Source organism: Magnetospirillum sp. SS-4, from assembly GCF_902729425.1.
Taxonomy (GTDB): domain Bacteria; phylum Pseudomonadota; class Alphaproteobacteria; order Rhodospirillales; family Magnetospirillaceae; genus Phaeospirillum.
Genome location: NZ_CACVCH010000013.1, coordinates 136,225 through 158,247, shown reverse-complemented (window position 1 = coordinate 158,247; position 22,023 = coordinate 136,225). Strand labels below are relative to the sequence as shown.

Annotated in this window: 20 protein-coding genes; 13 read left to right on the top strand and 7 right to left on the bottom strand. The window is 65.9% G+C overall.

Annotated elements, in window-relative coordinates; genetic code table 11:
- Positions 1-99: 99 nt before the first annotated feature.
- The 13 genes from MTBSS4_RS03725 to MTBSS4_RS03665 are packed head-to-tail and all read left to right on the top strand — an operon-like array spanning position 100 to position 14,163.
- Positions 100-1,035 carry an NAD(P)-dependent oxidoreductase gene (locus tag MTBSS4_RS03725; protein WP_173982054.1) on the top strand — a complete coding sequence of 312 codons (936 nt, stop codon included), beginning with the start codon at positions 100-102 and terminating at the stop codon, positions 1,033-1,035.
- Positions 1,028-2,965, top strand: a complete 1,938-nt coding sequence (locus tag MTBSS4_RS03720; protein WP_173982053.1) for an alcohol dehydrogenase catalytic domain-containing protein — start codon at positions 1,028-1,030, stop codon at positions 2,963-2,965. The genes MTBSS4_RS03725 and MTBSS4_RS03720 overlap by 8 nt, the downstream gene beginning before the upstream one ends.
- Positions 2,962-3,765: a 3-deoxy-manno-octulosonate cytidylyltransferase gene (locus MTBSS4_RS03715; RefSeq protein ID WP_173982052.1), complete on the top strand. Its 804-nt coding sequence runs from the start codon at positions 2,962-2,964 to the stop codon at positions 3,763-3,765. The genes MTBSS4_RS03720 and MTBSS4_RS03715 overlap by 4 nt, the downstream gene beginning before the upstream one ends.
- Entirely contained in the window at positions 3,758-5,494 is a 1,737-nt protein-coding gene (locus MTBSS4_RS03710) for a hypothetical protein (RefSeq protein WP_173982051.1), read from the top strand. The genes MTBSS4_RS03715 and MTBSS4_RS03710 overlap by 8 nt, the downstream gene beginning before the upstream one ends.
- A gap of 27 nt (positions 5,495-5,521) precedes the next feature.
- The gene (locus tag MTBSS4_RS03705; RefSeq protein ID WP_173982050.1) at positions 5,522-6,529 is read left to right on the top strand and encodes an SDR family oxidoreductase; all 1,008 of its coding nucleotides are present in this window, start codon (positions 5,522-5,524) and stop codon (positions 6,527-6,529) included.
- Entirely contained in the window at positions 6,526-8,067 is a 1,542-nt protein-coding gene (locus MTBSS4_RS03700) for a PfkB family carbohydrate kinase (protein ID WP_254432365.1), read from the top strand. The genes MTBSS4_RS03705 and MTBSS4_RS03700 overlap by 4 nt, the downstream gene beginning before the upstream one ends.
- 13 nt (positions 8,068-8,080) lie before the next feature.
- On the top strand, positions 8,081-9,073 hold the full coding sequence (locus MTBSS4_RS03695; protein ID WP_173982049.1) for an NAD(P)-dependent oxidoreductase: 993 nt from the start codon (positions 8,081-8,083) through the stop codon (positions 9,071-9,073).
- Between the two features lie 12 nt (positions 9,074-9,085).
- Positions 9,086-9,703, top strand: coding sequence for a hypothetical protein (locus MTBSS4_RS03690; RefSeq protein WP_173982048.1), 618 nt, complete (start codon positions 9,086-9,088; stop codon positions 9,701-9,703).
- Entirely contained in the window at positions 9,672-10,652 is a 981-nt protein-coding gene (locus tag MTBSS4_RS03685) for a phosphotransferase (protein ID WP_173982047.1), read from the top strand. The genes MTBSS4_RS03690 and MTBSS4_RS03685 overlap by 32 nt, the downstream gene beginning before the upstream one ends.
- Positions 10,649-11,506: a transketolase gene (locus MTBSS4_RS03680; protein ID WP_173982046.1), complete on the top strand. Its 858-nt coding sequence runs from the start codon at positions 10,649-10,651 to the stop codon at positions 11,504-11,506. The genes MTBSS4_RS03685 and MTBSS4_RS03680 overlap by 4 nt, the downstream gene beginning before the upstream one ends.
- On the top strand, positions 11,506-12,423 hold the full coding sequence (locus MTBSS4_RS03675; RefSeq protein ID WP_173982045.1) for a transketolase family protein: 918 nt from the start codon (positions 11,506-11,508) through the stop codon (positions 12,421-12,423). The genes MTBSS4_RS03680 and MTBSS4_RS03675 overlap by 1 nt, the downstream gene beginning before the upstream one ends.
- A 19-nt stretch (positions 12,424-12,442) precedes the next feature.
- A complete protein-coding gene (locus MTBSS4_RS03670; RefSeq protein ID WP_173982044.1) occupies positions 12,443-13,327 on the top strand; it encodes an NAD(P)-dependent oxidoreductase in 885 nt (294 codons plus the stop codon).
- A complete protein-coding gene (locus tag MTBSS4_RS03665) occupies positions 13,324-14,163 on the top strand; it encodes a class I SAM-dependent methyltransferase (protein ID WP_173982043.1) in 840 nt (279 codons plus the stop codon). The genes MTBSS4_RS03670 and MTBSS4_RS03665 overlap by 4 nt, the downstream gene beginning before the upstream one ends.
- On the opposite strand, the gene MTBSS4_RS03660 is transcribed toward MTBSS4_RS03665, so the two are convergent.
- The 7 genes from MTBSS4_RS03660 to MTBSS4_RS03630 are packed head-to-tail and all read right to left on the bottom strand — an operon-like array spanning position 14,152 to position 22,022.
- Positions 14,152-15,288 carry an acyltransferase gene (locus MTBSS4_RS03660; protein WP_173982042.1) on the bottom strand — a complete coding sequence of 379 codons (1,137 nt, stop codon included), beginning with the start codon at positions 15,286-15,288 and terminating at the stop codon, positions 14,152-14,154. The genes MTBSS4_RS03665 and MTBSS4_RS03660 overlap by 12 nt on opposite strands.
- Positions 15,285-17,396: a hypothetical protein gene (locus MTBSS4_RS03655; RefSeq protein ID WP_173982041.1), complete on the bottom strand. Its 2,112-nt coding sequence runs from the start codon at positions 17,394-17,396 to the stop codon at positions 15,285-15,287. Before MTBSS4_RS03655 ends, MTBSS4_RS03660 begins: the two co-directional genes overlap by 4 nt.
- Before the next feature lie 23 nt (positions 17,397-17,419).
- Positions 17,420-18,658: an O-antigen ligase gene (locus tag MTBSS4_RS03650; RefSeq protein WP_173982040.1), complete on the bottom strand. Its 1,239-nt coding sequence runs from the start codon at positions 18,656-18,658 to the stop codon at positions 17,420-17,422.
- A complete protein-coding gene (locus MTBSS4_RS03645) occupies positions 18,645-19,604 on the bottom strand; it encodes a glycosyltransferase family 2 protein (RefSeq protein WP_173982039.1) in 960 nt (319 codons plus the stop codon). The genes MTBSS4_RS03650 and MTBSS4_RS03645 overlap by 14 nt, the downstream gene beginning before the upstream one ends.
- Positions 19,601-20,224, bottom strand: coding sequence for a class I SAM-dependent methyltransferase (locus MTBSS4_RS03640; protein WP_173982038.1), 624 nt, complete (start codon positions 20,222-20,224; stop codon positions 19,601-19,603). Before MTBSS4_RS03640 ends, MTBSS4_RS03645 begins: the two co-directional genes overlap by 4 nt.
- A gap of 17 nt (positions 20,225-20,241) precedes the next feature.
- Positions 20,242-20,802, bottom strand: a complete 561-nt coding sequence (locus MTBSS4_RS03635) for a dTDP-4-dehydrorhamnose 3,5-epimerase family protein (protein WP_173982037.1) — start codon at positions 20,800-20,802, stop codon at positions 20,242-20,244.
- A complete protein-coding gene (locus MTBSS4_RS03630) occupies positions 20,802-22,022 on the bottom strand; it encodes a class I SAM-dependent methyltransferase (protein WP_173982036.1) in 1,221 nt (406 codons plus the stop codon). Before MTBSS4_RS03630 ends, MTBSS4_RS03635 begins: the two co-directional genes overlap by 1 nt.
- Position 22,023 lies beyond the last annotated feature (1 nt).

Sequence of the window (22,023 nt, the reverse complement as noted above, 5' to 3'; positions counted from 1 at the left end):
AAACCGCCCGCGATGGGGAGGGGTTTGTGGCGTGGTGAGTCTTGACGGCCGGGGCCGTAAGCGCGAGAAAGGCCGACGCACGCAAGCACCGGAGCCGCCATGACCTGGAATGTCCTGATCAGCGCCCCCTACATGATCCCGGTGGTGGACCGGTTCCGGCCGTGGTTCGCCGAGAACGGCATCGAGATCACGGTGGCCGACGTCAACGAACGCCTGGAGGAGGAAGACCTGCTGCCGATCATCGGCAGGTATCACGGCATCGTCTGCGGCGACGACCGCATCACCCCGGCGGTGATCGACGCGGCCCCCAACCTCAAGATCATCTCCAAATGGGGCACCGGCATCGATTCCATCGATTCCGTCTACGCCGCCACCAAGGGCATTCGGACCGGCCGCACGCTCGACGCCTTCACCCAGCCGGTGGGCGACACCCAGCTGGGCTATATCCTGTCCTTCGCCCGCCGGCTGCCCTGGATGGACCGCATGATGAAGGCCGGCGTGTGGGACAAGATCCCCGGCCGGGCCTTGAACGAATCCACCATCGGCGTGGTGGGCTGCGGCTGCACCGGCGGCGCCACGCTGCGCCGCGCCAGGCCGTTCGGCGCCCGCCTGCTGGGCTGCGACATCAAGGAGGTCGATCCCGCCCTGATCGCCGAGACCGGGGTCGAGATGACCGGCCTGGACCGGCTGCTGGAGGAATCCGACTTCGTCTCGGTGTGCTGCGACCTCAACCCGACCTCGTTCCATCTGATGTCCGACGCCCAGTTCAAGCGCATGAAGACCACCGCCGTGGTCATCAATACCGGCCGCGGCCCGGTGGTGGACGAGAAGGCACTGGTGCGCGCCCTTCAGGCCGGCGAGATCGGCGGCGCCGCGCTCGACGTGTTCGAGGACGAGCCGCTGCCCGCCACCAGCCCGCTGCGGAGCATGGACAACGTCATGCTGGCGCCCCACAACAGCAATTCCAGCCCCAAGGCGTGGGAGCGCATCCACCATTCCACCCTGAAGAACCTGCTGGACGGCCTGCGTGCCTGATCCGGTGGAGACCTCGGTCGTCATCCGCTGCTTCAACGAGCAGAAATATCTGCCCGGCCTGTTCGACGCGCTGGACCGGCAAAGCTACCGCGATTTCGAGGTCGTCATCGTCGATTCCGGCTCGTTCGACCGTACCCGCGAGATCGCCGAGGCCAGGGCCGACAAGGTGCTGCGCATCTCCAGCCACGATTTCACCTTCGGCTATTCCCTGAACACCGGCATCCGGGCGGCGGCGGGGCGCTTCGTCGCCATCGCCTCGGCCCATACCGAGCCCTGTGACGAGCATTGGCTGGAGCGGCTGATCGCGCCGCTGAGGGACGACAAGGTGGCCATGACCTATGGCCGCCAATTGGGCAAGGCCTGCTCGAAATTCTCGGAGGCCGAGGATTTCGAGCGCACCTTCGGCCCGCAGCCCCGCGACGAAAGCCCGGACCGCTGGTGCGTCAACAACGCCAATTCCGCCATCCGCCGCGATCTGTGGGAGCGCTATCCCTTCGACGAGGAACTGACCGGGCTGGAAGACATCGACTGGGCGCGCCGATGGATGGGCGAGGGCTATCGCGTGGTCTACCAGCCCGAGGCCCGGCTTTACCACCTGCACGAGGAAAGCTGGCGCCAGATCCGGCGGCGCTATTACCGGGAAGCGGTGGCGGCGCGGCGCATGGGCATCAAGGGGCCGGAACGCATTGTGTCGGAACTGGCGGCCGAGTTGCGCAACACCGTGTCCGACCTTGCCGGCGCCATCCGCCCCAGGGACAATCCGGTCGCGCAGCGGCTGAGCCTGGGCCAGCGCCTGCGCGAAGTGATCTATTTCCGTCTCAACCGCAATGCCGGCGCCTTCCGGGGGTTGCTGGAGCGCCACCCCCTGGAAACCGCCGCCGAGCGGGAAGACGCCCTGTTCGACCGCTCGACCCGCGCCGTGGTGATTCACGGCCCCGGAAAAGTGGCGCTGGAAGAGGTGGAACTGCCCGAATGCAAGCCCGGCGACGTGGTCGTCGCGACCTCCCATGTGGGGGTCTGCGCCACCGACCTGGAATTGCTGTCCGGCAGCCTGGGCTATTACAAGACCGGCATGGCCAAGTATCCCATCGTGCCGGGCCACGAATTCTCCGGCCGCATCGTCTCGGTCGGCCAGAACGTCGCCACCCTCGGGGAGGGCGATCCGGTGGTGGTGGAGTGCATCCAGAGCTGCGGCACCTGCGCCGAATGCCGCGCCGGCAATTTCATCGGCTGCGCCGAGCGCACCGAACTGGGGGTGTTCCGCCGCAACGGCGCCTATGCCGATTTCGTCACGGTTCCGGCCCGGTTCGTCCACCGGCTGGAACCGGGCACCGACATGCGCCAGGCGGCGCTGTGCGAGCCGCTGGCGGTGGTGCTGAAGGGCATGCGCCGACTGATGCCGGCCCTGGCCGCCGCTCCCGGCGGCGACAAGCGCGCCGCCGTCACCGGGGCCGGTTGCATCGGCCATATCTGCGCGGTGGAACTGGCCCGGCGCGGCTATCCGGTCACGGTGTTCGACCGCAATGCCGCCCGGCTGGACGTGTTCAGGGGCCGGCCCGGCATCGAGACCGCCACCGATCTCGACCGCCTGGGCGAGTTCAACGTGGTGGTGGAGGCCACCGGCCACCCGGAGGTGCTGGACAAGGCGCTGCACGGGGCTCCGGCCGGGGCGACCCTGCTGCTGCTGGGCCTGCCCTACGCCCGCAAGGAATTCTCGTTCGAGGCCATCGCCGCCTTCGACAAGTGCGTGATCGGCTCGGTGGGCAGCACGGCGGAGGACTTCGCCGAGGCCATCCGCCTGATGCCGTCGCTGGACCTGTCGCCGCTGCTGGCCTGCCGGCTGCCGCTGTCGTCCTTCGCCGAGGCGTGGGAGCTGGCGCGCTCGGGCTCCAAGCTCAAGATCATCCTGGACGTCGAGGAAACCCCATGAGCCTCCGCACCATCGCTCCCCAGGTGCTCCGCACCATCGCCATCGTTCCCGCCCGCATGAATTCCGGCCGTTTTCCCGGCAAGCCGCTGAAGCACATCGACGGCATGTCCATGGTCGGCCATTGCTATTTGCGCACCCGGCTGTGCAAGGCCCTGACCCGGGTGGTGGTCGCCACCCCCAACGAGGAAGTGGCCGACGATATCCGGCGCCTGGGCGGGGACGTGGTGCTGACCCCCGAATTCGACATGTGCAACGACCGCATCGCCTGGGCCTATGAAGAGGTGGCCAGGGCCGACGGTCCCTATGACCTGGTGATCAACGTCCAGGGCGACCAGCCGCTGGTCCATCCCGGCATGCTGGACCAGATCATCGCCGCCCATGTGGCGGAACCGGAGCTGGACTCGTCCACCCTGGTGGAAAGACTGACCCTGATCGAGGAGTTTCACGACCTGAACCGGGTCAAGGTGCTGTTCCGCGACAGCGACGGCGGCCTGATCTACATGTCGCGCGCCCCGATCCCCAGCCCCAAGAAGCACGGGGTTCTGCCGGAGCGGGTCTACAAGCACACCGCCATCATCGCCTTCAAGCCGGCCTTCCTGAAGGAGTTCCTCGCCTTCGGCATGACCTACAACGAAGAGGTCGAGGGCATCGACTACAACCGCGTCATCGAGATGGGCCGCTCCATGAAGGTGCTGGTGACCCCCATCGTGTCCGACACGGTGGACAATGCCGAGGATCTGGCCCGCGTCACCGGGACCATGGCGACCGATCCGCTGTGGAACGCCAAGGCCTATGGCTGACGACGTCATCATCCTCGACGAGATCACCGCCTTCGGCCTGATCCGGCGGGTAAGGCGGGGCGAGACCCCGCGCATCCTGATGACCGATCCGCTGCTGCCGCCGCTGAAGCGGGTTCTCGACCGCATCGAGGCCTGGGCGCTGGCCCGGGGCGCCCGGCGGCTGATCGACGATTACCCCGAACACGCCCAGGAATGGGCCTATCCCACCCTGATCTTCGCCGATGACGTCCTGGCCACCATCGAGCCGTGGCAGGCAAGGCATTTCGATTTCGACGCGGCATCGGCGGACCGGCGGCACGGATTCGCCCTGAAGCTGCTGGCCACCATGTTCATGTTCCGCCGCTACATGGCGGCCTTCCTGCTGAACAAGCATGTCGCCGCGACTGGGGCCAGGGTGGTCGGCGCCTCGCCCGAACTGGTCGGATTGGCGCGGGCCTGGTTCGGTCCGGACGCCCTGTCCGGCATCGCGACCCGGGCCGTGCCGAACCGGCTGCTCAATCTCGCCGCCCTGGCGCTGGGCCTGGGGGCGGCGCTGGCGCTGGTGGCGGCGAAGCTGCGGCCGTCGGTGACCACCCGTTCGGTCTTCGTCATGGCCGATCACAACGACGACTGGCGCGACGTCGCCCTTTACCAGGCGTTCCGCCGGAACGGCGAGGTGATGGTGGTGATGCGCAACGCCGAGGTGGCGGAACGGGCGGCCGAACGCTTCGGGGACTGGCCGCGCTGCCTGCCCGGAGACGGCGCCTTCAATCCCTGGCAGGCGCTGGAGGCGGCCGCCGTGGCCGTTCGGGATTGCGGCGGGCTGTGGCTGCGCCGGGGCGGGCTGGCGCCGGGCCTTTATTGGGAGATGGCGCTGTTGCCGTTCCGCCGGCTGCGCATCCGGGCACTGTTCAACCGCTGCCAGCCCGACATCTTCTGGGCGCGCGACGACTACAACGTCGAGCATGTGCTGCGCCGCCAGGAATTGCGCCGCGTCGGTGCCGCGCAATGGGGCCTCAACCACGCCGTCCAGGGCATCACCATCCTGATGCCGCAACTGCGCTGGGTGTCCATGGACCATTACTTCACCATCGGCAGCGCCTTTCATCGTCACTTCAAGGGTAGTTGGGACGTGGCCGGGCTGCACGCCATCGGCTCGTTCGCCTTCACCGAGGCGGATTTCCGGCGTCCCACCCGCACCTCGTCCGACATCTTGTTCATGGCCCGCTTCGCCATCGGCAATCCGGAATTCGTCCGCGCCGTGCGCCTGGCGGCCGAACGCTTCCCCGACCGCACCATCTTGTTGCAGGTGAAAAGCGGCTATCCTCACGACACCCTGACCCCCGGCTTCATCGAGAATTGCCGCCAGGGCCTCGCCAACGTGGTTCACGTTACCGACCCGGTCTACGATCTGGTGGCCAGGGCTGACATGATCGTCTCGGACCCGTCCACCATCATCGCCGAGGCCATCCAGCTGGGAACCCCCACCTTGATGATCGACGTCATTCCCGGCCAGAAGACGTCCATCTTCCGTGAATTTCCCGGCCTGTGCGCCGATTCCGCCGAGGCGGTGGCGGAGCGGCTGGGGGCCTGGGCCGACGGACGCGAGACCTTCGAGCGCGAGCGTTTCGCCGCCCTGGTCAACCTGGACCGGCGCCCCTATCCCGAAATCGTCGGGGAGATCCTGGCGGCGGAAACCGCCGTTCATAATTTGAACGCCGTTGACCCGGCCCCGTCAAACCGGCTATAGCCACGTATCGTGGCGAGGGGAATAAGAATGTCCGCATATACCACTCACAGTCTGGTCACCGGCGGCGCCGGCTTCATCGGCAGCCATCTGGTCGACCGCCTGCTGGCCGAGGGCCACCGGGTCACGGTCATCGACAACTACTCCACCGGCCGGCCCGAGAACCTGATGCATCTGCGGGAGCGGGCCGGGCTGGCGGTGCATCAGCTGGACATCACCGACCGCGACGCGATCAATCCGCTGTTCCAGGGGGTCGACCGGGTGTTCCATCTGGCGGCGCTGGCCGACATCGTGCCATCGATCCAGAACGCCACCGAATACCACCACGCCAACGTCAACGGCACCTTCGCGGTGCTGGAAGCCGCCCGCCACGCCGCGGTGAAGCGATTCGTCTACGCCGCCTCGTCGTCGTGCTACGGCATTCCCGACGTCTATCCGACGCCGGAAACCGCCGAGATGCGGCCCATGTACCCCTATGCCCTGACCAAGATGACCGGCGAAAGCTACGTCATGCACTGGGGGCAGTGCTACGGCCTGCCGGTGGTGTCGCTCCGCCTGTTCAACGTCTACGGCACGCGCTCGCGCACGTCGGGCACCTATGGCGCGGTGTTCGGGGTGTTCCTGGCGCAAAAGCTGGCCGGCAAGCCTTACACCGTGGTCGGCGACGGCACCCAGACCCGCGATTTCACCTATGTCACCGACGTGGCCGACGCCTTCTTCGCCGCGTCCGAATCCGACCTGAAGCAGGTCGTCATGAACGTGGGCTCGGGCGGGCATTACAGCGTCAACCGGCTGGTGGAGTTGCTGGGCGGGCCGAAGACCCATATCCCCAAGCGCCCCGGCGAGCCCGACTGCACCTTTGCCGACACCACCCGCATCAACTCCCTGCTGGGCTGGTCGTCGAAGGTCAGCCTGGAAGACGGCGTGGGGCGGATTCTCGACAATATCGATTACTGGCGCGAGGCTCCGGTGTGGTCGCCGGATTCCATCGCCGAGGCAACCAGGGACTGGTTCAAGTATCTCGGAGACAAGACGTGAGCGAGCCGGTCAGCGCCCGCGACAAGGTCGTCACCCTGGAGGGCATGGCCGAGATCGTGCGCCAGGCGCGCGAAGCCGGCGAGCAGGTGGTGCTGTGCCACGGCGTGTTCGACCTGTTGCACATGGGTCATGTCCGCCACCTGGAGGCGGCGCGGCGGGAAGGCACCCGGCTGTGCGTGACGCTCACCGGCGACCGTTTCGTCAACAAGGGACCCGGCCGTCCCATCTTTCCCGAGGGCTTGCGCGCCGAGATGCTGGCCGCCTGCCAATACGTGGACTGGGTGGCGGTCAACCACGCCCCCACAGCCGAGAACGTGCTCGATACGGTGCGGCCCTCGGTCTACGTCAAGGGCTCGGACTACGAGAATCCGGACGACGACATCACCGGCAAGATCCGGGCCGAGAAGGATGCCGTGGAACAGCACGGCGGCCGGCTGGTGTTCACCAGGGACATCACCTTCAGCTCGTCGACCCTGATCAACCGCTATCTCGACGTCTACGATCCGCCGCTGCGCGATTTCCTCGAGGAATTGCGGGCCGAGGACGCCACCGCCTCCATCGCGACCTATATCGACAAGATCAAGTCCTACAAGGTGCTGATGGTCGGCGACACCATCATCGACGAATACAATTACGTCGACACCATGGAGCGCTCGTCCAAGGAGCAGCTCATCGCCACCCTGTTCAAGAGCCGCGAGGTCTTCGCCGGCGGTGTGGTCGCGGCGGCCAATCATGTGGCCGATCTGGTGGCCGAGGTCGAGATCGTCACCGTGCTGGGCGACGACGACAGCTGGGAGGAGCTGGTCCGCGCCAGCCTGAAGCCCAACGTCACCCTGACGGTGATCCGCCGTCCCGGCGCGCCGACCACCCGCAAGACCCGCTTCATCGAGCCCAATTACGTCCGCAAGCTGTTCGAGGTCTATCACATGGACGACCGGCCCTACGCGGCCGAGGTGGTGGACCGGGTCAACGCGGTCCTGGCCGATCGCTGCCCGGCGTCCGACGTGGTGGTGGTGACCGATTTCGGCCACGGCATGCTGACGCCCGAGACCATCGCACTGGTGCGCCGGTGCTCGAAATTCCTTACCGTCAACACCCAGACCAATGCCGGCAATCTGGGATTCAACTTCATCACCAAATACGCCAGCGCCGATTACGTCTGCATCGATCACCGCGAGGCCCGCTTCGCCGCCGCCGACAAGTATTGCGACGTGGCCGAGCTGACCGGCCGGCGCCTGCCGGCCCTGGTGGAGTGCGACAAGATCATCGTGACCGCCGGCCTGCACGGCAGCGTGTCCTACGAGCGTGGCAAGAGCGTGCAGCGGATTCCCGCCTTCACCAAGCAGGTGGTGGACACGGTGGGAGCCGGCGACGCCTTCCTGGCGGTGACGGCGCCGCTGGTGGCGGCCGGCTGTCCCATGCATCAGGTGGCCTTCGTCGGCAACGCCGCCGGGGCCATCAAGGTCGGCATCGTCGGCCACCGCTCGTCGGTGGACAAGGTGGCGCTGCTGAAATTCGTCAACACTCTGTTGAAGTGACCGGGGGGGAATCATGAAGCTTTGGAACGTGCTGGTGACCGGCGGCGCCGGCTATGTGGGCAGCGCCCTGATTCCCGAACTGATCCGGGAGGGCCACAAGGTCACGGTGCTCGACCTCTATCTCTACGGCGAGGTGTTCGACGAACTGAAGGGCCATCCCAACCTGCGCGAGGTCAGGGGCGATCTGCGGGACATCGATGTGGTGAAGGACGCGCTGGCCGGCTGCGACTGCGTCATCCATCTCGCCTGTATTTCCAACGACCCCAGCTACGATCTCGACCCCAATCTGGGCAAGTCCATCAACTACGACGCCTTCCTGCCGCTGGTGAAGGCCTCGAAGGCCGCCGGAGTGAAGCGTTTTATCTACGCCTCGTCGTCCTCGGTCTACGGCGTCAAGGACGACCCGGAAGTCCACGAGGATCTGCCGCTGGAGCCGCTGACCGACTATTCCAAGTTCAAGGCCCTGTGCGAGCAGGAGCTGAACGCCGAGGCCGGGCCGGACTTCACCGTCTGCACCATCCGTCCCTCCACCGTCTGCGGCTATGCCAAGCGCCAGCGCCTGGACGTGGTGGTCAACATCTTCACCAATCAGGCGGTCAACAACGGCAGGATCCGGGTCACCGGCGGACCGCAGAAGCGTCCCAACATCCACATCATGGACATGGTGCGGGTCTATCTCCATCTGTTGCAGCAGCCCGATTCGGCCATCAACCGCAAGATCTGGAATGCCGGCGACACCAACTTCCCCATTTCCGAACTGGCCGAGATCGTTCGCAAGGTGGTGGGCGACCATGTGACCATCGAGACGGTTCCCACCAACGATCCGCGCTCCTATCAGGTGTCGGGCCGCAAGATCCGGGAAGAGATCGGCTTCGAGCTGAAATACACCATCGAGGACGCGGTGCGGGGACTGGTCGAGGCCATGAAGGCCGGCAAGCTGACGGACCCGCTCAACAACCCGGAATACTTCAATATCAAGCTGATGCAGCAGCTCAAGCTGCAATAGGATCGCCGCGGCATGCTGATCGGCCTCGATTTCGACAACACCATCGCGGGCTATGACCGGGTGTTCCGGGATGCCGCCCTGGCGGCCGGCTTTCCCGGAGCCGCCCGCGCCGCCACCAAGAAGCAGGTGCGCGATCTGGTGCGGCTGTCGCCCGACGCCGACGTGGCGTGGCAGAAGCTTCAGGCTGAGGTCTACGCCCGCCGCATGGCCGAGGCCGAGCTGATCGAGGGCGTCGGCGACTTCCTGCTGGAATGCCGCCGCCTGGGCTGGGATGTGGCCATCGTCAGCCACAAGACCGAGACGGCGCCCCATGATCCGGACCAGATCAACCTGCGTCAGGCCGCCCTGGCCTGGATGGATGCCAGGGGTTTTTTCACCGGGGATGGTTTCGGGCTGAAGCGCCCCAACATTCACTTCTGCTCCACCCGCGCCGAGAAGCTGGCCCGCATCGGCCAGCTCCGTTGCGCCGCCTTCGTCGACGACCTGGAGGAGGTCTTTGCCGAGCCCGGCTTCCCGGCCGGAATCGAGCGCTATCTGTTCCATCCGGCCAAGCCGCTTCCGACCGGCGCCTTTCTCGCCTTTTCCGACTGGACCAGCCTTGGCCGCCACCTGTTCCAGCGACTCGGTTGAGCGGGCCGCCCGGTTGGCGCGGACACCTGTCCGGGCGATCCGGCCGGGCGGGCGCGGCGGCAACAACCGCCTGGAACGGGTCGAGGCCGAGGACGGCCGCAGCTTCGCCCTCAAGTCCTATCCCCGCACCACCGGCGATGCCCGCGACCGTCTGGGCGTCGAGTTCGCGGCGCTGTCGTTCCTGGCGGCCAACGGCATCGTCGAGGTGCCGGCCGCCCTGGCTCGCGATGACGAAGCCGGCCAGGGGCTTTACGAATGGATCGAGGGCGTTCCGGTCGACAGTCCCGCCGCCGCCGATGTCGATGCCGCCCTGGCCTTCGCCGCCCGTCTGCACGCGCTTCGCCATGCCGCCGCCGCCGCCCGTCTGCCCTGGGCGTCGGAGGCCTGTGTCTCGGGGGCCGAACTGATCCGTCAGGCCGAATCCCGGCTGGTGCGGCTGCGTCAGGTCGCCGCCGGTCATCCCGGCCTGGGCGACCTGCTGGAGGCCGGAATCGCTCCGATCCTGCAACAATCCGCCGAAGCCGTCACGTTCGGTCCGTTGGCGCCGGAATGCCGCACCCTGTCGCCGGCCGATTTCGGCTTTCACAACGCCTTGCGGCGGCCGGACGGTTCGCTGGCGTTCCTGGATTTTGAATATTTCGGCTGGGACGATCCGGTCAAGCTGGCGGCGGAATTTCCGCTGCATCCGGGTCAGAGTCTGGATGAAACCCTGCGTGCCCGCTGGCGCGAGGGCATCGCCCGGGTGTATGAGGACGTGCCGGAATTTCATGGCCGGCTGGCGGCGTTCCGGCCCCTGTTCGTGGCGCGGTGGGCGCTGATCGTGCTCAACGAATTCCTGCCCGAGCGCTGGGCGCGGCGGGTGGCGGCCGGCGAGACCGACGGGGCGGCGGCGCGGATTCGCCAACTGGCCAAGGCGGCGGCATTGCTTGAAAGGGTGAACGAGACATGAGGCAGGATTCCCCCATCCGTCAGGCGGCGCGCCAGGCCGAGGCCCGACCGCTGGACAATCGCTCGAAGCATCTGCGCCGGCTGGTGGTGGAAGGCCTGCTGGGCGGCGGGCGCGGCCATATCGGGTCCTCCATGTCGCCCATCGAGATCCTGCGGGTGCTCTATGACGAGGTGATGCGCTTCGACCCCGCCAATCCCAAATGGCCGGACCGCGACCGCTTCATCCTGTCCAAGGGCCATGGCTGCCTCGCCCAATACGCCCTGCTGGCCGACAAGGCCTTCATCGGGCGGGAAACCCTGGCCACCTTCTGCAAGCGCGAGTCCATCCTGGGCGGCCATCCCGAGGCCGGCAAGGTTCCCGGGGTCGAGGCCTCGACCGGGGCGCTGGGCCACGGCCTGTCCATCGGACTCGGCATGGCGCTGGCGGCGCGTATCCAGCAGCGGCCGTCCCGGGTCTTCGTGGTGATGGGCGACGGCGAGATCAACGAGGGCAGCGTCTGGGAAGCCGCCATGAGCGCCGGCAAGCACAAACTGGGCAATCTGGTGGCCATCGTCGATTACAACAAGATCCAGTCCTACGCCTTCACCGACGAGGTCCAGCCGCTGGACCCGCTGCCCGAGAAATGGGCCGCCTTCGGCTTCGACGCCATCGAGGTGGACGGCCACGACGTCGAGGCCCTGTCGGCGCTGTTTCGGGGCTTGCGCTACGACGGCGACAGGCCCACCGCCATCATCGCCCACACCGTCAAGGGGCGCGGCGTCCCGTTCGCCGAGCACCAGCCGTCCTGGCACCACAAGAACAAGTTCACCGATGACGAAGTGCGCGCCATCGCCGCCGCGCTGGAGGATGCCTGATGCGCAATACCAGCCTGAACAAGGTCCACGAACTGGCCCGCAGGGATTCGCGGGTGGTGTTCATCGGCTCCGACCTGGGGGTCGGCACGCTGAAGGCCATGAAGGCCGAGATGCCCGAGCGCTTCTTCATGGAGGGCGTCGCCGAGCAGAACGTCGTTGGCATGGCCGCCGGCATGGCGATGGACGGCCTTATTCCCTACGTCAACACCATCGCGCCGTTCATCACCCGGCGCTGCTACGAGCAGGTGGCGGTGGACGTCTGCGTCCACAACCTGCCGGTCCGGCTGATCGCCAATGGCGGCGGCGTGGTCTACGCCCCGCTGGGGCCGACCCATCTCGCCATTGAGGATTTCGCCATCCTGCGGGCGTTGCCCAACATGGCGGTGGTGGCGGTGTCGGACGCCGAGGAGATGAAGCGGCTGATGGACGTCTCGCTGGACTGGCCGGGTCCGCTCTATATCCGCCTCGCCAAGGGCGGCGATCCGGTGATCAGCCAGCCTACCGACGACTTTCGCATCGGCAGGGCCATCCTGCGCCGCCCGCCCGGCCGGGTGCTGATGGTGGCCACCGGCGCCACCACCGAGCGCTGCCTCCGGGCCGCCGAGATCCTGGCGGCCGGCGGCGTCGAATCCGGCGTGTTGCACATGCATACCATCAAGCCGCTGGACGTCGGGGCGCTGCTGTCGCTGGTGCCGGGCCGCGACCTGCTGGTGACGGTCGAGGAACATCTGCTGGCCGGCGGCCTGGGGTCGGCGGTGCTGGAGACGCTGGTGGATGCCGGCGTGAGTTTGCCCAAGGTGGTCCGCCTCGGCATTCCCGATGCCTTCACCAGGGAATACGGCTCGCAGGAGACCATGTTCGAAACCTTCGGCCTGACGGCGGGACAGATCGCCGAACGGGTGCGGACGGCGCTGTAGCCAGATCGAGGATCGGATCATGCGGATTTTTGTCACCGGCGCGGCCAGCTTCATCGGAACCGAACTGCTGAATCAGTGCCGCGATCGCGGCATCGACGTGGTGGGAGTGGATTCCCGCACCGTTGCCGGCTGTCATGCCGCCGATATCCGCGATCCGGCCATCGCCGACCTGATTCCCGAGGACGTCGACGCCATCGTCCATCTGGCGGCGCTGTCGCGTGATCCGGATTGCCGTAATCGCGGACGCCACTGCTTCGACGTCAACGTCATGGGCACGTTGAATCTGATGGAGGCGGCGGAGACGCGGCGCGCCCGCCAGTTCGTCTTCGCCTCCAGCGAATGGGTCTACGACAGCTTCCAGCCGGGCGTGGACAAGACCGAGGACGACGTCATCGACGCCACGCGCCTGACCTCGGAATACGCCTTTTCGAAATTCGTCAGTGAGAACAACCTGCGCCAGAAGTCGGCTCATGGCTTTTGCGCCGCCACAGTGCTGCGTTTCGGCATCGTCTACGGCTCGCGGTCCGACAACTGGTCGGCGGTCGAGGCGCTGTTCAACGCCGTCGCCACCAGGGACGAGGTCGGCATCGGCTCGCTGGCCACCGGACGGCGCTTCCTGCATGTTTCCGACGTGGCCGATGGCATCCTGGCCTCGCTCGGCCGCCTGCCCGGTTTCGAGATCATCAACATCCAGGGGCGCCGGATGGTGACGCTGGGCGATGTCATCGCCACCAGCGCCCGTCTGCTGGGCCGGTCGCCCCGGGTGACCGAGACCGCGCCCGCCGCTCCCAGCCTGCGGCCGGTGTCCAGCGTCAAGGCCGAACGCCTGCTGGGCTGGCAAGCCCGGGTGGAACTGGAGGAGGGATTGATCCGGTTGCGCGATTTCCTGGGGATCGCCCCGTGACGCCGGACCGCTGCCTGATCTGCGGTGCCGCGGAGGCCACAGCCGTGCTGACGGCGCCGGCCCCCGACGCCTACGAGCAGCGGGTGGGGGTGAGCGGGGATGGCTTTTATCGCGCCTGGATGCGCTGTGACGGCTGCGGCTTTCATTATTCCCGCTATTCCCGCGACCCGGCGGTGCTGGACCGGCTGTACGAACAGGGCTATCGCGAGGCCGCCGCCGCCTGGCGCGGCGCCACCACCGAGGAAACCTTCCGCAAGGTCGTCGCGCTGCCCGACGACCAGTCCGAGACCCGCGCCCGTATCCGCTGGATCAGGCAGGGAATCGCCGAGGCCCGCCAGGCCGGCCTGCTGGACTGGCCGTCGCCGCCCTGGTCCATGGTCGACGTGGGCGGCGCCACCGGTATCATGGCCTATGAGTTCCGGGATGCCGAATGGCGGCCCCATGTGGTTGATCCGGCGCCGGAAGGCCGTTTCATCGAAGCCCACGGCATTCCCTATGTCCAGGCGCCGTTTCGGGACGGGCTGATCTCCGGGCCGGTGCAACTGGCGACATTGGTCTACGTGCTGGAGCATCTGCGCGACCCGGAACAGGCGCTGCGCGACGTGGCCTCGGGATTGGGCGGGGACGGGATGGCGTTCATCGAGGTGCCCGACGCCCTCGCCTTCGGCCGCAAGCCGGTCGAGGACGACATCTTCAATTCATGCCATCTGTGGATGTTCGACCCGGTCAGCCTGCTGGCGCTGCTGGCGCGGTCCGGGTTCGAGACCCTGCGGCTGGCGCGGGTCCGCACCCTTCGCGGCCATTATACCCTGATGGCGCTGGCGTTACGGCGCTGAGATCATCCGTTTTGCCAGCCGCCCCAGCCAATACCGGGCGGGAATCTCGACCAGACGGTGGAGCAGGGTGGCGATTCCAAGGATCACGGCCAAGTACAACACCAAAATTGCGACCAGTTGCCAAGCGGGACGTTGTTCCAGGCTCTCAAGCCGAAACAGGCGGACATAGACATCGACCACGGCGAAATGGGAGATGTAGAGGGCGTAGGAGATATTTCCAAGATACTGCCCAATAGGCCGACTGAGTTGCGTTCCAATCGGGTCCGTGCCGCCTGCGTGGGCCAGGACCAGCAGGGCGCAGAACCAGGCTGTCCATAGCTTGGCGTCGAAGACCAGAGTTGCCCAAAGTCCAGCCCAGCCCAAAATAACCGCTATGGTTGCCGCATTCCGATGCGCTGGCAATCTTAGATAAGCGCGGTACAAGAAGCACCCGGCGATGAAACTACCCGCCATGCGGGGCACGGTGGCAAAGCCGAGAAAGGCAAGGGTCGAACCGGAACCCAGAGACCAGAAATAGGCATGCATCGCGGCCAGGGCCAGCACGGCGCCGGCCAGAGCCGTTCGGAGCGAGGTGATCCTGGCAAATAGCGGCACCAGGAATGGGAAAATCAGATACGCCAGCCACTCGACGCTGATTGACCAGGCGACGCCATTGAAACAGCTGTGGTCGTGGAACCCCCAGGACTGAACGAGAATAAGGCTTTCGGCGAAACATAATCCGCTCCACCGCTCCACCGGTTCCGGTTGCTTGATGCCGAGCGTCACGAATGCCAGTACCGCCACGCCGTAGGCCAACAGCATCAGCAGGTGCAGTGGATAGATGCGCGCCAACCGCAGCATCAGGAAGTAGCCGTAGGAGGTCCGCGTGATGCGAGTGAACATACCGCCATAGACGTGGGACATGATGAAGGCGCTAAGCAGGAAAAAGATATCGACGCCGATGAAACCGCTATCGATCACCTGGGTCAGCGCGTTCGGCATGCCGGGCAGCAGGGCGTGCAGGTAGGCTCGGATATGATAGATGGCTACCCATAGGGCCACTACGCCCCGAAGACCGGTCAGGGCGGATAGGTAGTCGATGCCGGCATGCTGGAGAAAGTGTCCGGAATCGGTCGTGGCGGTCATCGGTTCAGCCATCCGGCGATCCGATCACGAAGCAAAGGCCGGACGTAGCGCATCTCGACCCTGGTGGTTCCAGGCGGCACCTTGACCGCCATCTGAACGCCGCTGGCCTTGACCACGTCCAGCGATACGCCATCAGCGGTGGCGTTCCAGAACGGCAGCCAAGTGTAGTTGATCGCCAGAACCCCGCCTGTTCCCGGTTCCAGCAGGATATCAAGGCCGTTTTGCACCAACATGGCTTTCCGGACGGTGACGGTACCGGAATCGGAGATATTTCCCAATTTCCCCGCGTCATCTTGCCGCACGATCAGGCTGCGGTTCAGGCCGTGGCGTTCGATTTCGGCGAAGTAATCGGCCAGAGGCAGATCGTCGGGCACCACCCGGATAGAGGTTGCGCCATAGGCGCGCGGCAGTGGTGTTCCCAGGGAATAGACGAACACCTCGGGCGGCGTGAATTTCCATTTCATGCTAACCCGCAGCCGGTCGGCCAGACTTGCTCCCTCGCGCGGGGTGATTTCGGTTTCGGCCGGACCTCCGACTTTGGTGACGCCATTACCTCGAAGCGGTAGCCGGCTGGCGATGAAGCCGACATTGGCGATACGAAGCAGGGTCGAGCTCACCTGGTAGCTGTCGATATCGTAGGTGGCGCAGCATTTCGAAATATCTTCGCCGAGGCGAGGTGATAGCGACATGGCGCCGCTTTCCAACCTGCTGTCGGCCCGGATGATGGCCGCCCAGTAACTCGACAGGTCACCCAGGCCCATGGAGAAATGGAAGTCCAGCGCTTCACGTCCCGCAGCCGCCAGGGTGTTCTCGCCCAGGCGGTAGGGAACGGCAACCATCCGCACCGGTTCCGGAGGAAGCCATGGTGGATCGCGCAGTTCGGCCAATTCTGTCAAGCGGTGACCAGCTTGGCCGAACCATCCCGTCACTTCATAGGCCTTGGCCCAGGCGGCCTTGCCGAGCCCAATCGCCAGGATTACGGCGCAGATGGTTGGAGCGGCGGTGCGGCTGGCTGCTAGTCTGGCCAACACCATGATGAAGAATATCGATCCGGCCAGCAGCATGTAGTGGAACGGGAAGCCATACAAAAAAGGAAGGCCTATCAGGCCGAATGGAACAATCATGAATAAATGCGGGAATATTAAGAATGCAATCAGGCTAAATATTGATCGGCGTGTCGTAATAAGCGACTCAATATTTTTATGGGCCGCCACGGCGGATGCTAGGATAACGGCAACTATCCATTCAAGGTGTACGCTAGCTATGCCCCACAGTGCTTCTGGCACATTCGTCGGGAGAGTTTGAAAAGTTCTTACGCGGCCACGGCTGGTGAAGGGGGCCGAGGCCAGCATGCCATAGAGTGATTCATGCCAGTTGAGCAGGATCAGCAGGGTGATGATTCCCAGGGCGGGGAGAATTTGGATCAGTCGTCTGATCGAAACGGCGAGGGCCAGGATCGGCAGTGCCGACAACAGGCCGATGGCACCGGGCGGCTGGGCGCCGGCGATGGCATAGAAGGCGGCGAAGGCCAGAACGCCGGGCCAGTAGTACCGCCTGCCCACTCGATAGACCACCAGATAGGCGCCAAGCGGCACCATGGCCACCGGCGGGCCGAACAGCAACGAACCGACCGAGGCGTAGTGATAGGATACCGTGGCGAGGCAGGCCAGCGCCATGCCGACGGACCGGTCGGTTCCCGCCACTCGGCGGGCCAGAAAATAGGTTCCGGAACTCCAGATTGCCGCCAGCAGCGCCTTGTGCAGGCCGCTGGCTGCCCAGGGTGGCAGCAACCGCATCAGGATCTGCTCGAATGACAGATACTGACCGGCGATCGCTCCGAACACATAGGCGTCGTGCCCGCCGGCATATTCGTGAATGAAGCGGGTGCCTGGGGGCTGGGCATTGATAAGCTTGATGATCGGGACCATGTAGTCCAGGTCGCCCAGCCAGTCCATATAGGAGTAAGGACCGAGTATCCAGTGAGGCAGGCTGACCAATGCGACCCAGCCGAGGCCCAAGACCACGACAGCCCGCCGGCTGTCGGGCAGCCGCAGCCATCCCTTAAGCATGGCGAACAGTACAGCCAGACCGACGACGACCTCGGTCATCAGGTAGAGGTGCCTCACATCCATCATGCCTGTGCTCCATCATGGTTGCCATCCGGCAGCGGCATGGACGCTCTGGCCAGGGAAGCGGCCAGCCACAGTGACGACAGCCACCAGCTTTGCCAAATTCCATAGCTGACGCTGGAGATCAGAAACGCGGAGATGGTCATGGTTGCCAGTACGGCGGTATCGATTCGGATGGACCGGCGGAGCGCCATCCGTCCCAGGCCGAGCAGCAGGCCCGAAAGCAGGGTAATTCCAACTCCTCCCAGTTCCAGCCATATCTGCCCCTGGCCGCTATGGGGGTGTAACGGCAATAATTGTTCTGTCACCAGTTCTCCATTGGGAATCAGCCAGGCCGGCAGATTCTCGCGGCGCCAGACCTTGATGATATCCTCGGCGCCGGGCAGCGAGCGGGACGCGTCCAGGCCCCAGCCGAACAGCGGCTTTTCCATCGTCCGCGTGGCGGTGAAGGTCCAGATGGTCAGGCGGTGGTGGGCCGAATTGGGCAGGAAGGAATAGCAGTCCATGGTTTCCTGCGGCGTGGGGGCCATGGACAGCAGCGGGAAGGCCAGGGCGATGGTGACCGCCACTCCACTGACGCCCCAGGCGGCGAGGCGTGGCCGCCATAGCGCCAGGGCGAAGACCGGCGGGCAGACCAGCAGCGCCAGCTTGGCCGACAGGGTATGGCCACCGATGGTGGCGGCCACCAGGAGCAGGGCCATGCCCGCCGTCCAGGCGCGATGACCCTGGCGCCAGGCCGCAACCATGGACGGAGCCGCCAGCACCGCGGCAACGGTCAGGCCGCGGCCCAGCCGGTCCACCACGTTCCGGTCATCCGGCCGCAATAGTGATTTTGGCCCCAGCCCAGCGATTTCGGCGAGCACCAGGAGCAAGGCGAGGGTCACGCCGGCGGCCAGGGCCATGCCGACCCGCCGCCGTTCGCTCTCGTCCAGGGTGGCGGCGGTCCCCGTCAGCAGCAATCCGCCACCGGTAATGCCAATCAGGCCGGCCAGGGTCTTCATGCCTTGCGGCGGGTCCAGCGCCCATGTCAGCGACAGGGCCGCCCATGCCAGCATGGTCCCCAGAATCAGGGCAACGCGACGGTCGACGCCTCGCCATGGCCGCCGCTTCCACGCCAACGCCAGGGTGGCGAGGCCGACGACGATGAACAGCGGCGCCATCCCCAGCGGGGCGTAAAGGGCGATGACGGGACCGGCGAAGGCCGCCAGCGCCAGCGGGTGGGACGGGCTAGCCGTTGCCATGCGCGGTGGCTCCGCCGCCACGGGGCGATACGGTGGTGCGGTCCCAGTCGATGATGAAGGTGGGGCGCATCATTCCGTTCTTGTAGATGCGGGCCATGTAGATGGACAGGAACACCATGGCATAGACCAGCAGCGCCAGATTGGCGACGATCAGGGTGTTGGACGCCTCTCCCGAACGGAAGGGTGACGACAGGATGCACAACAGGTCCAGCGCCAGCAACGGCACCCCCAGATAGCCGACCATGCGCAGCGGGAAGGTGGAGGCGGTGAGGATGAAGGCGACGGCGCCGGCGAACAGCGACAGGGCGTTGTAATGGGTCTGGCCGGCGATGCGCGGTTCGCGGGTGTAGGGGATGCCCTTGCGGCTGAATCCCACATAGGCGATGTCGTTGCGGATGAACGGGAAGGAGTTGGCGATCTTGATCACCTCGTCGCGCACCCGGCGGGTCATCAGCAGGAATTCCGCCATGTCGAGGATGAAGTCGTTGTCGGCGATCAGGCGGGTGAAGCGGTAGAAGGCCTTGCGGCCCTTGACCAGCAGGTCCGGTTCGGCCCGCTTGTCGCGCAGGCCGTAGACCACGTCGTAGCCCTGTTCCCAGCCCTCGACGAAACTGGCGATCAGTTCGGGCGGGTCCTCGCCGTCGGAATCGATGTTGATGATGGCGTCGCCCCTGGCATGGGTCAGGCCCGACAGTACCGAGGCGGTATAGCCGAAATTGCGGGTCAGGGTGATCAGGTGGATGTTGGGGTCGGTCTCGCGCCAGCCCAGGATGATGTCGCGGGTGCGGTCGGTGGAGCAGTTGTTGGTGAAGATGAACTCGACGTCGTGGCGTTCGCGGATGGGGGACACCGCCTTCTGGAGGCGGTCGAAGAAGACGGGGAGGACTTCCTGCTCGTTGTAGACCGGGACGATGATGCTGATCAGCTTACGGGCGGAATCGGTCATCGCTTGAGACACTCCATCAGATGCACGGTTACCGGCAGGAACCAGAGATCGTGGCGGACCGCGTGATCGATCCTGGCGAAGGGGGCGGAACCGGCCAGGGCCAGGTATTGGTCGGGCGTCCGCACGGCGTCGCCGCGATCCCAGTCGGCGATCTTGCGGGCGAAGGCGTGCTGCCCCTCGGCATAGCAGGGATCGAAGGTGACATAGCGTCCGCCCGGCCGCAGCATGGCCTCGGCCATCTCGAAGACGTGGCGGCAGCGGTCGTCGTCGATGTGATGCAGCATGCCGAATGAATAGATGATGTCGAAGGTCTCGCCGGTGTTTCGCAGCGAGGCGGCGTCCATGACGTGAAAACAGCCGCGATGGCCGTATTTGGCCGTGGCGCTGGCGATATAGCCGGGGCTGAGATCTATTCCGGTGTAATCGATGTCGTCGGGCAGCATCTCGATCAGGCTGGCGGGGCCGCAGCCCAGGTCGAGAACGCGGGCCCCCTTGAACGGCCGGACGTAATCGTTGACGAATACCCGGCGCATGGGGCGGGTGCCCAGCAGGGTCTGGAGCAGTTCATAGGCCCAGGCGGCGCTGAGGATGCTGCGAAGACCGGTGGTCGTCTGGGCCATGGTGAACCCTTCCTGGGTCAGAGGTCGAGCCTGTCCCGCAATGCGGCGAAGGGCGGCGCGGCGCGATGCTCGTCCTTCATCACCACGTCCTCGCCGGGCGCCAGTGGCCAGTCGATGGCGAAATCCGGATCGTTCCAGGCGATGCTGACGCCGTGATCGGGCGAATAGTCGTTGTCGGCGCAGATCAGAAGGTTGACCCGGTCGGTGAGCGTCAGGCAGCCATGGGCGAAACCGCGGGCCACGTAGAGCGAATTACGCTTGGCGGCGTCAAGCACCGCCCCGCCCCAGCGGCCGAAGGTGGGGCTGCCGGGGCGCAGGTCCACCGACACCCAGAAGCAGCGCCCTTCGATGGGAGCGATCAGCTTGGCCTCAAGGAACGGATCGGCCTGATGATGCAGGCCCTTCAGGGTATTCCTGTGCTCGGTGTACTGCACGATCACCTGACGCCATTCGGCGGTCAGGCCGGCGGCGGCGAAGGGGCGGGCGTCGAACGGCTTGATCAGCCAGCCGCGATGATCGGCGGCCGGATCGACCTCCACATCGAACATGCCCTTGATCTCGCGTTCGGCGATGCGCATCAGACGATCCTGACCTCGGGCACCGGCAGGATGAACTTGCCGCCGCGCGCCCGGTATTCGGCCTGCTCGGCCATGATCTCGTCGGCGAAGTTCCAGGCCAGCAGCAGCACGTAATCGGGCTGGTCGGCCAGCAGGCGCTCCGGCCCCACCACCGGAATGTGCGTGCCCGGCGTGACGCGGCCCTGCTTCAGCGGGCTCTTGTCGGCGATATAGGCCAACTGGCCGGGGCCGAAGCCGATATAGCTGAGCAGGGTGTTGCCCTTGGCGGGGGCGCCGTAGCCGACCACCGTCTTGCCCGCCGCCTTGAACCCGGCGAAGGCGGCGTTGAGTTCGGCGCGAATAGCCTCGACCCGCCTGGCGAAGGCCTTGTAGCACTCGATGCCGGTCATGCCGCGTCGGGCTTCGTCGGCCAGCAGGGTGGCGACGGCGGGGCTGGGCCGGCCTTCGCCCCGGCGTTGGGCGAACAGGCGCAACTGGCCGTGATGGATCGGCAGGCGTTCCACGTCCACCACCTCGAAGCCGTGGCGCTGGAACATGCGCTGGGCGGCGTGCAGCGACCAATACGAGCAATGTTCGTGATACACGGTGTCGAAGGCGCAGGCGTCCAGCAGGTCGCCCAGGTAATGGGCCTCGGCGACGAACACGCCGCCCGGCTTCAGCACGACGTCCAGGCCCGTGACCAGATCGTCCAGGGCGGGAATATGGGGGAAGACGTTGGTGGCGGTGACCACCGAGGCCTGGCCCTCGCGGGCGACCACGGCCCGGGCGGTTTCGGCCCCGAAGAAGGCGACCAGGGTATCGACGCCGTTCTTCTTGGCCAGTGGTGCCAGATTCCTGGCCGGGTCGATCCCCAGGATGCGCACGCCCCGTCGCCTCGCCTCGGAGAGCAGGGTGCCGTCATTGCAGCCGACATCGATGAACAGGTCGCCGGCCCCCAGCCGGAATCGCTCGATCACGGTGGCGGCCAGGCCGTGCAGGTGGTCGACCAACGTCTTGGACAACGACGAGATGTAGAGATAGTCGTCGAACATCTCGGGCGGCGGCACCAGATGGGTCAGCTGGACATGGCTGCAATCGTGGCAGAACCCGACGACCAGGGGGTGGCGGGGTTCCGGCGCGCCGATCTCGTCGGGAGCCAGGAACTTGTTGGCCAGGGTGGTCTCGTGCAGGTCAAGGAAGGGCTCGACCCTGGTCGAACCACAGGCGATGCAGGTGGTCATC